Origin of the sequence: Arthrobacter halodurans, from assembly GCF_041877255.1 — a bacterium.
GTDB classification, from domain to species: Bacteria; Actinomycetota; Actinomycetes; order Actinomycetales; family Micrococcaceae; genus Arthrobacter_N; species Arthrobacter_N halodurans.
Genome location: NZ_JBHDLJ010000005.1, coordinates 139,516 through 153,369, shown reverse-complemented (window position 1 = coordinate 153,369; position 13,854 = coordinate 139,516). Strand labels below are relative to the sequence as shown.

The window sequence follows — 13,854 nt, the reverse complement described above, 5'->3', positions numbered from 1 at the left end:
GGACCCCGCAGGACACGCCTGCGCCCCGCGTCGCGACTCGGGCGGGGGTCTCACGCGGCCGGCCCCGCGCCGCCGGCGAGACGGGCCACCTCCTGTGTCGACCAGTCCATGCGCGCTCCCCTCCGTCCGCCATCCACGCCAGGGGGATGGCGCACGGGCAGGGTCATCAGTCCGCGTCCGGACACCCGCCGGGCAGGCCCGGCGGGTGTCCAGGCCCGGCCGGTGTTCAGGAGCGGCGGGTGTCCAGGAGCGGGGCGAAGAACGCGCCCAGTTCCCCGGTCGCGGTCAGCGGCAGGACGTGGGCCACGTACTGGTCCGGGCGCACCACGACGACCACGCCGTCGCGGGACAGGCCCCGCACGTCGAAGATGTCCTCGCCCGGGACGGTCCCGAAGACCTTCTGCAGGTCCGTCAGCCCGAACGGGCCGACCTCGGGCTTGAACACCGCGGGGACGGCGTTGATGTCGATGTCCTCGTGCCTCTGCTGGTAGACCACCTTCACGTCGAACCACGCGTCGGTGTCCGCGCCCTCCGGCGTGGCCGCCAGCGGGGACTCCGGCGCGGTGGCGAGCCACCGGGCGAGGTCCGTGGTGGGCGAGTCCGCGCCCGCCGGCGCCGCGTCGGCGAAGACGTAGATCCGCCAGCGGCCGTCCGCCTGCGCCTGGTGGCCCAGGTGCAGCGGGTTCGTGTCGCACACCCGGCTGGCCAGGGCGGACTTGAAACGCTTCCCGACCGGGAAGCCCGTGGCGAGGTCCTGGTGCGTGGCCTCGCCGACGATGAGCGATGGCGTGTACTCGGTCATGAAACCCGCCGGGAACTCGGCGGTGCGCACATAGAAGTCCTCGAGCTCCGAGGGGTCATCGAACTCCTCCGGCTTCTTGGCCATCATCGTCGACCACGTCTTGTCGAAGTCGATGAGGTTCTTGGCGACCACCTGCCGCTCGGCGGAATAGGTGGACAGCAGCGACTCGGGGCTGCGCCCCTCCAGCACGTGTCCCAGCTTCCAGGCGATGTTGAACCCGTCCTGCATGGACACGTTCATGCCCTGGCCGGCCTTCGCCGAGTGCGTGTGGCAGGCGTCGCCGGTGATGAACACGCGCGGCGCGCGGATGCCCAACTGCTCCGGCGGGACGTCGTCGAACCGGTCGGTGAGGCGGTGGCCGACCTCGTAGACGCTGTGCCAGGCGACGTTGCGGACCTCCACCGTGTACGGGCGCATGATCCGGTTGGCCTTGGCGATGATCTGTTCGATCGAGGTCTGGCGCACCTTGCCGTGGTCGTCCTCGGGGACGACGCCCAGGTCCACGTACATGCGGAACAGGTGCCCGCCCTCGCGCGGGATTAGCAGGATGGAGCCGCCGTCGTGCGATTGGATCGCGCACTTCGTGCGGATGTCGGGGAAGTCGGTCTTGGCCACGACGTCCATGACGCCCCATGCGTGGTTGGCCTTGTCCCCGGCCATGGTGCAGCCGATCGACGCGCGGACCTTGCTGCGCGCGCCGTCGGATCCGATGACGTACTTGGCGTGCACCACGCGTTCGCCGCCCTCGTCCGGACCGGCGCTGCGCACGAGCGTCACCTTGACCGGGTACTCGCCCTCGTCGGTGTTCTCGAGCGACTGGAAGTCCCAGCCGTAGTCGGGCGTGAGGCGCGTGGGGGAATTGACGGCGACCCGGGCGAAGTAGTCCAGCACGCGCGCCTGGTTGACGATCAGGTGCTTGAACTCGCTGATGCCCGACTCGTCGTCCTTCGCGCGTCCGCCGCGGACGATCCTCGTGGGTTCCTCGGTGTCGGGTCGCCAGAACGCCATCTCGGTGATCCAGTAGGCCTCGGCGGTGATCTCCTCGGCGAAACCGAAGGCCTGGAAGGTCTCCACGCTGCGGGCCTGGATGCCGTCCGCCTGGCCGATCGCCAGCCGGCCGGGGCGGCGCTCGACGATGCGCGTGGTGATGCCCGGGAACTGGGCCAGCTGTGCGGCCGCCAGCATCCCCGCGGGGCCGGAACCGACGATGAGGACGTCGACCCGATCGGGCAGTTCCTCGGGGCGGTTGATGCCGACGCCGGCCGCCGGTTGGATGCGCGGGTCACCGGATACGTAACCGTGGTGGTGGAACTGCACGGGCTTTCCTCACTTCTTTGTGGTCTGTGCCGCCATGGCCCTGTGTTCTATATTGGAACAGTACGTTCTATAATCGGACACCGAGAGGGTAAAGAAGACTTTACGGCACGGATGATGCTGGTTTCAAGCACTGTGACCACGGGCAGTCGCGGAGCTGGGATTCGGCCCCCCCTCTTGGCGTGCGCCTCTCCGGTCGGGCGCGGGCCGGTGTTGCGCCCCCCACCGTCCGCCGGCCGGACCGGGATCGCCGTCGGGATTTAACCGTCCGTTAATCCGACGTCGTGGCGCAGGGAGGAGACTTGGATCACGGCAAGGTCGTGGACCGAGGAGGAAACGGTGGATGCTCTGGGCGGGAACAACGATCTGCGCGAGGGCCAACCGGTGGTCGCCTGGCCCGAGGGGCGCGAGGTGCGCGGCCGCGTGGACCAGGCGGCCCCGCACCTGGACCTGCTCTGGATCCGCGAGGACGGCACCGGCTCGCGGCGACTGCTGACCGCGTCCGACCTCGCACCCCGGGAACGGGGTTCCCGGCACGACGGCGGGGCAGACGGCTATTCGGCCACGAACTCCCGGTAGCTCGTCAAGGACCCGGTCCCGACATACCCCAGATCGGCGGGCGACACCGCGGAGGCGCCCCCCGCGGAGACGACCTGGATCGCGAGATTCACCTCCGGGTCCCCGTCCGCGGCTTCCACAATCGCCGGCATGGCCTTCGTCAGAATGCCGACCATGGTCTCCCGGTCGGAGGTGTCGGCGTGGATGAAGACGTCCCCGCTCCGACCGATGCCGCCGGAAGACCTGTAGCTTGCCTCCACGCGCTCCACGTCTGCCAGCAGCTCGACCGCCGCCCTGTATTTCGCGGCGTAATCCGCGTCCGTGGTTCCCGCCGGTCCCCCGCAGCCCGACAGGACCACGGACAGCAGACCAACGACCAGGACGGTGGGGACTCTGCGCATGCTCCCGGCTGTAGGCCCGCGACCCATGCCGCGGGGCCATCGACCCGGTGAGGCGGAGGCCGCAGCCCGCGGACCTGACGGACGGTTGGCCGCCTCGAGGGAGGTCAAAAGTCGAGCTGTCGCGAGCTGGGTTCCGGAACGCCGCGCTCCGCGCGCACCCTCTTGGCCCCAAACTCCGCCCTCGCGAGCCTGCCCGCAGAGGCGGCACCACACAGCGCGCCGAGCGTGAGCGGCAGCGCCGCCCACCAGGGATCCCCGCCGCGGGACACGGGAGCCACGAGGAGGACAACGGACCCCACGGCGAAGGTCGCGAAAACCACGGTCAGGACCAGCATGCCCGCGGCGCTCGTCACGATGGGCCCGGACCCGGCGCGGACGAACCCGACCTCGTCGCGGTCGTAGCCATGGACGCCCCGTCCCGGGCGCGGAGGAGCACCCGCCCGTCCCCCGCGACCCGACCACGGTCCGCCAGCGATGTCACATCGATCCTACGCGGCAACGCCAACGGGCCCATCTGTAGGCTGTGCCCATGACCGGACCACAGATCTACGTCAGTTTCCCCGGCACGGCGCGCGAGGCCCTCGGCTTCTACGCCAGGGTGTTCGGTGGCGAGCTCTCCCTCCACACCAGAGCGGACTTCGGCGCCAGCGACGGCGATCCGCACGCCATCGCCCACGGGGTCTTGAGCGGCGTCGTCGCCTTGGCCGGGTCCGATGCACCGGCGGACGGGAAGACCGTCAAGTTCGAGGGCCTGATGCTCTCGCTGCTCGGCACGGCCGAACCCGCGGTGCTCCACGAGTGGTTCGACAAGCTCGCCGCCGGAGGCCGGGTGGTCGACCCGCTGGCGCCGAAACCCTGGGGTGCCTCCGACGGGCAGGTCATCGACCGCCACGGCCTGCACTGGCTCATCGGCTACGAACCCGCGCCCTGAGCGACGCCCAGCCGCTCGGGCGCCTGCCGGACGGGCGCCGGCATGTGCGCCGGACGGCCGGCGAATTCCGCGGCGGCATCGGAATCGTCCGCGAGAACACGTTCCTGACGGACACGATCATCACCCGCGAAGGGGAACGCCACGAGTCGGACCGGCCGTGGGGCGCCTTCGGCGGCCACCATGGCCTGAACGCCTCGCTGGTGAGGAACCCGGGACGCGAGGTCGACGGCAAGATGCGGGTCGACGCGGACGTGACGGCGAAACTGCGGACGAACATGGCCCGCGTGTGCCCACCGCGCACAGGCAAGAAGAGGCCACGCCGGATCTCAGGCCCAGAACGCGTCCGCCTTTGCCGGGTCCTCGAAGAACTCCTTGGCCTCCCCCACCTTTCCGTCCCGGATTACGAACACGACGACCGCGGCCTGGTCGTACGTCTTTCCGTCGATTTCGGCGTGGCTGTGGTGGATTCCCACGGTGTGCTTTTCCCCGCCGACGATGTCTTGGACGGTCACCCGGAGTGAGCCCCGGGAACGGGCTCCCAGTTCGCCGAAGTAGGCCAAGATAGCCGCGCGTCCCCGCTTCGTGCCGGCCAGCACGCCGCTTCCGGGGACTGACCAGGCTGCGTCCTCCGCGAACAATGTGCCGAGAGTCGCCAGATCGCCCGCGATGAATGCCTCATATCCCCGCCGAACCAGTTCAGCGTTTTCTGCCGCTCCCACGTCGGTCACCTCTCCGTCTTCCTTACAGGTCATGCTGGGACGGCCCGAGCCTATTCCTGGCTCGGGTGCCTGTCGATGGGCCCCATCTCAAGATTCGGGCCCCGCCGTGGTTCTTCCCGCGCGGTCAAGCTGCCCGGTGTGGACCGACCGCGTTCCGCAGAGGGCCGCACCGAGCGGGCCAGGTGTTCGAGAACAATGCGTGTCTTCGTCTCCCGGACCGAACCGGGGTCGATGCCGTGTGCCCGGAAGAGCTCCTCAAAGTCCCGCTGCGCCTCCACCGCGTCCTCCGGTCTCGTACGGATGGAGAATTCAAGGAAACTCAGCCCGTCACCCACCGCCCACTGTTCGGCGACAATCTCCCGCCCTTTTCGGTCCAGTTCCCATTTGGTGCCCTCGATGGGGCCCAGCAGCGTCAGCCGCGACAGGTCGACAGGTCCCCGTGCGCAGTCCTCCAGGAAACGCCTCTGCTTCTTCACCAAGGGAATCGGAAGGCCTTCCGCCGTCAGGTCCTCGATGATGCCCTCCTCGATTTCCGCCACCAGCGACGCCGAGACGACACGGCGTGGGCCGGCCCAGTCGCCTTCGACCCGGAATTCCCAGCCGTCCCCGCGGCGCGCGTCGATCCACCGCCGCGTGAGCTGGGATGCCGCGCAGGGCCTGAGTTTGGCAGTGATGTCGTCCGGCCGACCCTTGTTTCTGCGCAACCGGAGAATGACCCCTCCTGTGAGCAGGGGAAGGCCCGCGGGCCCGTCCCCGCCCGTGAGGTCCTCGCAGAAGTAGATCGTCCGACGCCGCTTTTCGGCATTGGCCAAGCCAAAGCACTCGGCAGCGGCCAGCATGTCTGCCGCACCGATGTTGACCTTAATCTCCACGGCATCAAGCCGCTCCTGCAGCGGGATGCTCATTCGTCGCCCCGATCGTGCGTCACTCTGCAACTGTCTCGCGTCGGCGCTCTGGAAGCTACCCCGTGGATCTCCGGGTCCTTCTCGAAACACGCCGAATCTCATGCCGGGGGGAGCGTGCCATGGCGACAGGCAAGCTGCCCCGGGGAAGGCGTTCGGGGGACCGGGCCACACCGCGTCGTAAGGGTCTTGTGAGGTTTCCTCGCTTCTCCGTATGGGTTCCGTAAGGACGGCATCCCGGCACCCGGGCACGGGTATCTAATCGGAAGCGGTGCCGCTGCGGCACCCGCGGCCCGGTGTGGTGTCCGCGTCGCCCTCCCTCGGATCGGGGTTCCTGTGCTTGACGTTGTCTACGTGCTCACCATCATCGCGGTGTTCGCACTTGTCGGTGGTATCGGGTGGGGGGTCGAGAAGCTGTGATCTTCTTCGACTTCGTCGCCGCGACCCTGGCCGTGGCCGCAGTGGTCTACCTGGTGTTCGCCCTCGTGCGACCGGAGCGGTTCTAGATGGGCGTCCTCCCCGCGATCCTCCAGGTCGCGACCCTCGTCCTCGTCCTCACCCTGGTGTACCGCCCCCTGGGCGACTACATGGCCCACCTCTACACCGCGAAGAAGGACCTCGGGATCGAGCGCGGCTTCTACCGGGTGATCGGCGTGGACGCCGGCGCGGAGCAGACCTGGCAGTCCTACCTGCGCGGCGTGCTGGCGTTCTCCGCGGTCGGAGTGGTCTTCGTCTACCTCCTCCAGCGGCTGCAGGCCGTGTTGCCGTATTCCCTGGGGCTGCCCACCGTTCCGCCGGGGCTGTCCTTCAGCACCGCCGCGTCCTTCGTGACGAACACCAATTGGCAGTCGTACTCCCCGGAGGTGACGCTGGGGTACGCGGTCCAGATGGCCGGCCTGGCGGTGCAGAACTTCGTCTCCGCGGCCGTCGGCATCTCGGTCGCCATCGCCCTGGTGCGCGGATTTTCCCGGCGCAAGTCGGGCACGATCGGCAACTTCTGGGTGGACCTGACCCGCGGCACGCTCCGCCTGCTCCTGCCGGCTTCCGTGCTCGGGGCCATCGTCCTCATCGCGGGCGGCGTGGTCCAGAACCTGAACGGCTTCACCGAGATCACCACACTGGCCGGCGGGGCACAGAGCCTGCCCGGCGGTCCGGTCGCCTCGCAGGAGGCGATCAAGAACCTGGGCACCAACGGCGGCGGCTTCTTCAACGCCAACGCCTCGCACCCCTTCGAGAATCCCGCTGCCTGGACGAGCCTGTTCCAGATCGTGCTCATGCTCGCGATTCCGTTTTCCCTGCCGCGTACCTTCGGGCGCATGGTCGGGGACCGGAGGCAGGGCTACGCGATCCTCGCGGCGATGGCCGCGATCTTCGCGACCTCGCTGGCGCTCATGACGGCTTTCGAAACCGGCGGCGCGGGCACTGCGCCCGAACTGGCCGGCGGCGCGATGGAGGGTAAGGAGCAGCGTTTTGGGATCTCCGCGTCGACGCTGTTCGGCTCGACGAGCACGCTCACCTCCACCGGGGCCGTGAACTCGATGTTCGACTCCTACACGGCGCTCGGCGGCATGATGCCGATGATCAACATGATGCTCGGCGAAGTCGCGCCCGGCGGCGTCGGATCCGGCCTCTACGGCATGTTGGTGCTCGCCGTCATCGCCGTGTTCATCGGCGGGCTGCTGGTCGGCCGCACCCCGGAGTATCTGGGCAAGAAGATCGGACCGAAGGCCATCAAGCTCGCGAGCCTCTACATCCTGGTGACCCCGGCCCTGGTGCTGGCCGGCACCGCGCTGAGCTTCGCGGTCCCGTCGATCCGGGCCGACGTCGAGGCCACCTCGATCTGGAACCCCGGCATCCACGGCCTTTCCGAGGTCCTCTACGCCTTCACCTCCGCGTCGAACAACAACGGTTCCGCCTTCGCCGGCCTGACGGCGAACACCCCGTGGTTCAATACCGCGCTGGGCGTCGCGATGCTGCTGGGCCGCTTCGTCCCCATCGTGCTCGTGCTCGCTCTGGCCGGCTGCCTCGCCGCGCAGGACAAGGTCCCTTCCACGACGGGGACCCTGCCCACCCACCGACCGCAGTTCGTCGGTCTGCTCGTCGGCGTGGCGGTCCTCGTGACCGCACTCACCTACTTCCCCGTACTGGCGCTGGGTCCCCTGGCGGAAGGATCGCTGTAAACCATGACCACCACCACTCCCACGACCGCTCCCCCGTTCAAGCCCGGCGAAAGCCACAGCAAACGTGCCAAGAGCGCGTTCAGCCTGGAACAAGTCGTCGCCGCCGTGCCCGGCGCGTTCGGCAAGCTCGATCCCCGGCGGATGTGGCGCAACCCCGTCATGTTCATCGTCGAGGTCGGCGCCGTCCTGACCACCGTCCTCGCGGTGGCCGAACCGTTCCTCGGCGGTCCGCAATCCTCGGGCGGATCCGCCGTGCCCGGCTCCTTCACCGGGGCCATCGCCGCGTGGCTGTGGCTGACGGTGCTCTTCGCCAACCTCGCCGAGTCCGTGGCCGAAGGGCGGGGGAAAGCGCAGGCCGACAGCCTGCGCAAGACCCGGACCAGCACGATGGCCCGCAGGCTGCGGAACCACAACGGCTCGGCAGACCCCGCCGCGGAACGCGCCGACACCGTGGCGGTCTCCTCCGCGGACCTGGCGCCGGGTGACGTGGTCGTCGTGACCGCGGGGGAATTGATCCCCGGCGACGGGGACATCCTCTGGGGCATCGCCTCGGTCGACGAGTCCGCGATCACCGGCGAGTCCGCCCCCGTCGTGCGGGAATCCGGCGGCGACCGCAGCGCGGTCACCGGCGGCACCCGGGTGCTCTCGGACCGCATCGTGGTGCGCATCACCGCGAAGCCGGGAGAGACGTTCGTCGATCGCATGATCGGCCTCGTCGAGGGCGCCTCCCGGCAGAAGACGCCCAACGAAATCGCGCTGAACATCCTGCTGGCCAGCCTGTCGATCGTCTTCGTGATCGTGACGCTGACCCTGAACCCGATCGCCTCGTACGCGGCCTCGACCGTCAGCCTGCCGATCCTCATCGCGCTGCTCGTCTGTCTGATCCCCACCACGATCGGCGCCCTGCTGTCCTCGGTCGGCATCGCCGGGATGGACCGCCTCGTGCAACGCAACGTGCTGGCCATGTCGGGGCGCGCGGTGGAGGCCGCCGGCGACGTCACCACCCTGCTGCTCGACAAGACCGGCACGATCACCTACGGCAACCGCCGCGCGACGGAATTCGTCGCGCTCGGAGGCGTCGATCCCCGGGACCTCGTCCGGGCCGCTGCCCTGTCCTCGCTGGCCGACCCGACCGCCGAGGGCAAGTCCATCGTCGCCCTCGCGGAATCGGACGGGGTGCGCGTGGGCGCGTCCGCGCCCGGCGACGTTGTTCCCTTCACCGCGCAGACGCGCATGAGCGGCCTGGACCAGCCGGACGGCACGAGCATCCGCAAGGGCGCGGCCTCCGCCGTCGCCGCGTGGATCGATGGGGACGGCCAGGACGCTTTCACGATGCCGGCGGACCTCGCCCAACAGGTGGAGCGCATCTCCGCCAGCGGCGGAACCCCGCTCGTGGTCGCGGTGAAGGGACCGTCCGGCGAAGGCAGCGTCCTGGGCCTCGTTCATCTGAAGGACATCGTCAAGGAGGGGTTGAAGGAGCGTTTCGCCGAGATGCGGGCCATGGGCATCCGCACGGTGATGGTCACCGGCGACAACCCGCTCACCGCCAAGTCGATCGCGGCGGAGGCCGGGGTCGACGACTATCTCGCCGAGGCCACTCCTGAGGACAAGCTGGCCTTCATCCGCCGGGAACAGGAGGGCGGCAACCTCGTCGCAATGACCGGCGACGGCACCAACGACGCCCCGGCGCTCGCGCAGGCGGACGTCGGGGTGGCCATGAACACCGGGACCTCCGCGGCGAAGGAGGCCGGGAACATGGTCGACCTCGACTCCGACCCGAGCAAGCTCATCGACATCGTGCGGATCGGCAAGCAGCTGCTGATCACCCGGGGCGCGCTCACGACGTTCTCCATCGCCAACGACCTCGCGAAGTACTTCGCGATCATCCCGGCCATGTTCATGGGCGTTTTCCCGGGCCTCGCGGCGCTGAACATCATGGGCCTGCACTCCCCGGCCTCGGCGGTGCTCTCCGCGATCATCTTCAACGCCATCGTCATCGTCTTCCTCGTACCGCTGGCCCTTCGTGGGGTGAGGTACCGGCCGATGTCCGCGTCCAGGATCCTGAACCGCAACCTGCTGGTCTACGGCCTCGGCGGCGTGGTCGCCCCGTTCATCGGGATCAAGCTGATCGATCTGGCCGTCGCCCTGATCCCCGGCTTCTAAGACCGATCCCGTCGATAGGAAAGAGACATCACCATGAGTTCACCCAGCACGGCCATCCGGCACTACGGGGTCGCCCTGCGCGCCATGCTCGTCCTCACAGCGGTACTGGGCCTGGCCTACCCACTGGCCGTCACCGGAATCGGCCAAGCCGCCCTCCCCGCTCAGGCCAACGGGTCCGTCGTGACCGCGGACGACCGGGCCGTCGGCTCCGCCCTCATCGGACAGTCGTTCGCGGATGCCGATGCCAATCCCCTGCCCCAATGGTTCCAGTCCCGGCCTTCGGCAGCCGGCGACGGCTACGACGCCGGGGCCTCCAGCGGCAGCAACTGGGGGCCGGAGAACGAGGACCTGATCGCCGCGGTCACGGAGCGCAAGACGCAGCTTGCCGCGTTCAACGGCGTCGCACCCGAGGACATCCCGGCGGATGCCCTCACCGCCTCGGCGTCTGGGCTCGACCCGCACATCAGCCCCGAGTACGCCCTGCTCCAGGTCCCGCGGATCGCCTCGAGCCGCGGACTCCCCGAAGCACGGGTGCTGGCACTGGTCGAAGCTAACATTCAGGGAAGGGGCCTCGGCTATCTCGGAGAACCCACGGTGAACGTGCTGGAAGTGAACATCGCCCTGGGCGGGTTGGAGGGCTAGACCATGAAACGAGGACGGCTGCGGGTGCTGCTCGGCGCCGCCCCCGGGGTCGGCAAGACGTACACCATGCTCGAGGAGGGCCACCGGCTCCGCGCCGAGGGCAGCGACGTGGTGGTCGCGGTCGTGGAGACCCACGACCGCGCCGCCACGGCCTCCATCGCCGAAGGCCTCGAGGTCCTCCCCCGCACGACCGTCTCCCACCGGGGCGTCGAACTGACGGAGATGGACCTCGCCGCCGTTCTCGCCCGCAAACCCGACGTGGCGCTCGTCGACGAGCTAGCCCACACCAACGCGCCGGGCTCCCCGCACCGCAAGCGCTGGGAAGACGTCGAGGTCCTGCTCGATGCCGGCGTCGACGTCATCTCCACGGTCAACATCCAACACATCGAGTCCCTCAACGACGTCGTCCGGGAGATCACCGGTGTGCCGCAGCGGGAGACGATTCCCGACGCGGTGTTGCGCACGGCCGACCAGATCGAGGTCGTCGATCTGGCACCGCAGGCCCTTCGCGACCGTCTCGCCGACGGGCGCGTCTATCCGGCCGAACGGATCGACGCGGCCCTGTCGAACTACTTCAGGCTCGGGAACCTCACCGCGCTGCGCGAGCTCGCGCTGCTGTGGCTTGCCGACGAGGTCGACAGCGCGCTGAAGCACTACCGCGCCGAGCACGGCATCGACAGCAAGTGGGAAGCCCGCGAACGGGTCGTCGTCGCGCTCACCGGCGGCGCCGAAGGAGAAACCCTGATCCGCCGTGGCGCGCGGATCGCGGCCAGATCCGCCGGCGGTGAGCTCCTGGCGGTCCACGTCGCCGGCCAGGACGGGCTGCGCGCGGCCCATCCCGAGGCCCTGGCGCGGCAGCGCGTGCTCGTGGAGAATCTCGGCGGCACCTACCACCAGGTCGTTGGCGACGACATCCCGCAGGCGCTGGTCGAGTTCTCGAAGGGCGCGAACGCCAGCCAGCTCGTGCTGGGGGTCAGCCGCCGCAGCCGGCTCACGGCCGCCCTGACGGGGCCAGGCATCGGGGCGACCGTGGTGCGGGAGTCCGGGAACATCGATGTCCACATCGTCACGCATTCCGCGGCGGGTGGCCGATTCGCGCTGCCGCGGCTCGCCGGGTCGCTGACCCGGAAGCGCCGCATCGCCGGGTTCGGCCTCGCCCTCATCGGCGGACCGCTCGTGACCTGGCTGCTCATGACTCTCCGCAGCCCCGAGTCGATCACCAGCGACGTCCTCACCTACCAGCTTCTCGTGGTCGTCGTCGCGCTCGTCGGCGGAATCTGGCCCGCCCTCTTCGCCGCGTTCCTGTCCGGGCTCACGCTGGATTTCTTCTTCGTCGAACCGTTCTACACCGTCACCGTCGCCGAACCGTTCCACTTGCTCGCCCTGGTCCTCTACCTGCTCAACGCGGTGCTGGTCAGCTACGTCGTCGACCAAGCGGCGCGCCGCACCCGCGCGGCTCGCCGGGCGGCCGCGGAGTCCGAACTCCTCGCCACGATCTCCGGGAGCGTCCTCCGGGGCCAGAACTCCCTCCAGGCACTCGTCGGGCGAACCCGGGAGGCCTTCGGGCTCACCGCCGTGCGACTCACCGACGCAGACACGACCCTCGTGAGCGAGGGCGACCCTGCTCCGGAGGAGCCGCACACGACGATCCCGGTGGGGACCCGGGCCACCCTCGAGCTCCACGGGGGCGCCCTCCAGGCATCGGACCACCGCCTGCTCGCGGCCATCGCCGCGCAGATCGACGCGGCGCTGGAGCACGCCGACCTCGCCGAAGCCGCCAGCGAGGTGGGGCCCCTCGCCGAGGCCGACCGGGTGCGCAGCGCGCTGCTCTCCGCCGTCAGCCACGACCTGAGGCGACCCCTCGCCGCCGCCGTCGCCGCGGTCAGCGGTCTACGCTCCACCGAGGTGGACTGGTCCGCCGCGGACCGGGACGAGCTGCTCGCCACCGCCGAAGAGAGCCTCGGAATGCTTGCCTCCCTGGTCACCAACCTCCTGGACGTCAGTCGGGTCCAAGCCGGAGTCCTCGGAGTGTCCCTCCGGCCCGTCGACGCCGAGGACGTGATCCTGCCCGCCCTCGACGAATTGCGCCTCGGTCCCCGGGATGTGGAGCTCGACCTCGACGCCGATCTTCCGCCCGTGCTGGCAGACCCCGGGCTGCTCCAACGCGTCGTCGTCAACCTCCTCGCCAACGCGGCCCGTTTCGCGCCGCCCGGTACCCGAGTCCGCATCGCCACCAGCAGTTTCGGCGAAACCGTGGAGATCCGCGTCATCGACCACGGGCCCGGGATCGCCCCCGACCGCCGCGACGAGGTGTTCGTTCCCTTCCAGCGCCTCGGCGACACCGACAACGTCACAGGGCTCGGTTTGGGCCTGGCGCTCTCCAAGGGCTTCACCGAGGGCATGGGCGGAACCCTCGAGGCCGAAACCACGCCGGGCGGTGGGCTCACCATGGTCATCGCCCTTCCCCAGGCGATCGAACCCCCCACCGACGAGGACACCCCGTGAAGATCCTGATCGCCGACGACGATCCGCAAATCCTCCGCGCCCTCCGCGTCACCCTCACCGCGCGCGGCTATGAGGTCGTCACCGCCACCAACGGCACCCAGGCGATCAACGCGGCCATCGCCTGCCGCCCCGACGTCTTCATGATCGACCTCGGCATGCCCGAACTCGACGGCATCCAGGTCATCCAGGCCCTCCGCGGCTGGACCACGGCACCCATCCTCGTGGTCTCCGGCCGAGCGGGGGCCGCCGACAAGGTCGAGGCCCTCGACTCCGGCGCCGACGACTACGTCACCAAGCCCTTTTCCATCGACGAACTCCTTGCCCGCATCCGTGCCCTCACCCGCCGGGCCCAGGGCGCCGGGGCCGAGCCCGTCACGCGCATCGCCAACACCACCATCGACCTCGCCGCCAAGAGCATCACGAGGACCACCCCGACGGGAAGTGAGGTCGTCCGCCTCACCCCCACGGAGTGGGAGATGCTGGAGATCCTCGTCCGCAACGCCGGCAAACTCGTCACCCGCCACAGCCTCCTCACCAGCATCTGGGGCTCCGAACACGTCACCGACACCGGCTACCTCCGCCTCTACATGGCCCAACTCCGCAAGAAGATCGAACCCGACCCCGGCAACCCCCGGTACCTCCTCACCGAGCCCGGAATGGGCTACCGGTTCCAACCGGAGACCGGCCACCACGACGGACCGGCGTAGGCACCACGGTTCACCGTCCCGCCCGTCGCG

At 69.4% G+C, this 13,854-nt stretch carries 13 protein-coding genes and 1 pseudogene; 9 read left to right on the top strand and 5 right to left on the bottom strand.

Features of this window, described 5'->3' with window-relative positions:
* Positions 1–226: 226 nt before the first annotated feature.
* The gene (locus ACETWP_RS08435) at positions 227–2,119 is read right to left on the bottom strand and encodes an FAD-binding monooxygenase (protein WP_373971787.1); all 1,893 of its coding nucleotides are present in this window, start codon (positions 2,117–2,119) and stop codon (positions 227–229) included.
* A gap of 336 nt (positions 2,120–2,455) precedes the next feature.
* On the opposite strand from ACETWP_RS08435, the gene ACETWP_RS08430 reads away from it, so the two are divergent.
* On the top strand, positions 2,456–2,695 hold the full coding sequence (locus ACETWP_RS08430; protein ID WP_373971786.1) for a hypothetical protein: 240 nt from the start codon (positions 2,456–2,458) through the stop codon (positions 2,693–2,695).
* Here the strand turns inward: ACETWP_RS08430 and ACETWP_RS08425 are convergent.
* Both ACETWP_RS08425 and ACETWP_RS08420 read right to left on the bottom strand, forming a co-directional pair.
* Positions 2,671–3,075: a hypothetical protein gene (locus ACETWP_RS08425; RefSeq protein ID WP_373971785.1), complete on the bottom strand. Its 405-nt coding sequence runs from the start codon at positions 3,073–3,075 to the stop codon at positions 2,671–2,673. The genes ACETWP_RS08430 and ACETWP_RS08425 overlap by 25 nt on opposite strands.
* A gap of 104 nt (positions 3,076–3,179) precedes the next feature.
* A complete protein-coding gene (locus tag ACETWP_RS08420) occupies positions 3,180–3,428 on the bottom strand; it encodes a hypothetical protein (RefSeq protein ID WP_373971784.1) in 249 nt (82 codons plus the stop codon).
* A gap of 176 nt (positions 3,429–3,604) precedes the next feature.
* Here ACETWP_RS08420 and ACETWP_RS08415 point away from each other — a divergent pair, with 176 nt between their 5' ends.
* On the top strand, positions 3,605–4,006 hold the full coding sequence (locus ACETWP_RS08415; protein ID WP_373971783.1) for a VOC family protein: 402 nt from the start codon (positions 3,605–3,607) through the stop codon (positions 4,004–4,006).
* Positions 4,007–4,050: 44 nt separating this feature from the next.
* Positions 4,051–4,215 (top strand): annotated as a pseudogene (locus ACETWP_RS08410) (hydantoinase B/oxoprolinase family protein); the annotation flags it as partial.
* Between the two features lie 117 nt (positions 4,216–4,332).
* Here ACETWP_RS08410 and ACETWP_RS08405 read toward each other — a convergent pair.
* Both ACETWP_RS08405 and ACETWP_RS08400 read right to left on the bottom strand, forming a co-directional pair.
* On the bottom strand, positions 4,333–4,758 hold the full coding sequence (locus ACETWP_RS08405; RefSeq protein ID WP_373971782.1) for a nuclear transport factor 2 family protein: 426 nt from the start codon (positions 4,756–4,758) through the stop codon (positions 4,333–4,335).
* 17 nt (positions 4,759–4,775) lie between these two features.
* Positions 4,776–5,630, bottom strand: coding sequence for a hypothetical protein (locus tag ACETWP_RS08400; protein ID WP_373971781.1), 855 nt, complete (start codon positions 5,628–5,630; stop codon positions 4,776–4,778).
* A gap of 413 nt (positions 5,631–6,043) precedes the next feature.
* Here ACETWP_RS08400 and ACETWP_RS08395 point away from each other — a divergent pair, with 413 nt between their 5' ends.
* From ACETWP_RS08395 to ACETWP_RS08370, 6 genes are read left to right on the top strand one after another with little or no spacing between them, the layout of a single operon-like run.
* Positions 6,044–6,133: a potassium-transporting ATPase subunit F gene (locus ACETWP_RS08395; RefSeq protein ID WP_373971780.1), complete on the top strand. Its 90-nt coding sequence runs from the start codon at positions 6,044–6,046 to the stop codon at positions 6,131–6,133.
* Positions 6,134–7,807: a potassium-transporting ATPase subunit KdpA gene (gene kdpA / locus ACETWP_RS08390; RefSeq protein WP_373971779.1), complete on the top strand. Its 1,674-nt coding sequence runs from the start codon at positions 6,134–6,136 to the stop codon at positions 7,805–7,807. It begins immediately after the preceding gene.
* 3 nt (positions 7,808–7,810) lie between these two features.
* Positions 7,811–9,970 (top strand): potassium-transporting ATPase subunit KdpB, encoded by a 2,160-nt coding sequence (kdpB, locus tag ACETWP_RS08385; protein ID WP_373971778.1) that lies wholly within the window; start codon positions 7,811–7,813, stop codon positions 9,968–9,970.
* A gap of 33 nt (positions 9,971–10,003) precedes the next feature.
* Positions 10,004–10,612 (top strand): potassium-transporting ATPase subunit KdpC, encoded by a 609-nt coding sequence (gene kdpC, locus ACETWP_RS08380; protein WP_373971777.1) that lies wholly within the window; start codon positions 10,004–10,006, stop codon positions 10,610–10,612.
* Between the two features lie 3 nt (positions 10,613–10,615).
* Positions 10,616–13,117, top strand: a complete 2,502-nt coding sequence (locus ACETWP_RS08375; protein WP_373971776.1) for a DUF4118 domain-containing protein — start codon at positions 10,616–10,618, stop codon at positions 13,115–13,117.
* On the top strand, positions 13,114–13,824 hold the full coding sequence (locus tag ACETWP_RS08370; RefSeq protein WP_373971775.1) for a response regulator: 711 nt from the start codon (positions 13,114–13,116) through the stop codon (positions 13,822–13,824). The genes ACETWP_RS08375 and ACETWP_RS08370 overlap by 4 nt, the downstream gene beginning before the upstream one ends.
* Positions 13,825–13,854 lie beyond the last annotated feature (30 nt).

What these genes read in the sequence shown, in the direction of transcription:
- ACETWP_RS08425 (WP_373971785.1), bottom strand. Translation starts at nt 3,075, where the DNA reads ATGCGCAGAGTCCCCACCGTCCTGGTCGTTGGTCTGCTGTCCGTGGTC.
- kdpC (WP_373971777.1), top strand. Translation starts at nt 10,004, where the DNA reads ATGAGTTCACCCAGCACGGCCATCCGGCACTACGGGGTCGCCCTGCGC.
- ACETWP_RS08405 (WP_373971782.1), bottom strand. Translation starts at nt 4,758, where the DNA reads ATGACCTGTAAGGAAGACGGAGAGGTGACCGACGTGGGAGCGGCAGAA.
- kdpB (WP_373971778.1), top strand. Translation starts at nt 7,811, where the DNA reads ATGACCACCACCACTCCCACGACCGCTCCCCCGTTCAAGCCCGGCGAA.
- ACETWP_RS08415 (WP_373971783.1), top strand. Translation starts at nt 3,605, where the DNA reads ATGACCGGACCACAGATCTACGTCAGTTTCCCCGGCACGGCGCGCGAG.
- kdpA (WP_373971779.1), top strand. Translation starts at nt 6,134, where the DNA reads ATGGGCGTCCTCCCCGCGATCCTCCAGGTCGCGACCCTCGTCCTCGTC.
- ACETWP_RS08375 (WP_373971776.1), top strand. Translation starts at nt 10,616, where the DNA reads ATGAAACGAGGACGGCTGCGGGTGCTGCTCGGCGCCGCCCCCGGGGTC.
- ACETWP_RS08400 (WP_373971781.1), bottom strand. Translation starts at nt 5,630, where the DNA reads ATGAGCATCCCGCTGCAGGAGCGGCTTGATGCCGTGGAGATTAAGGTC.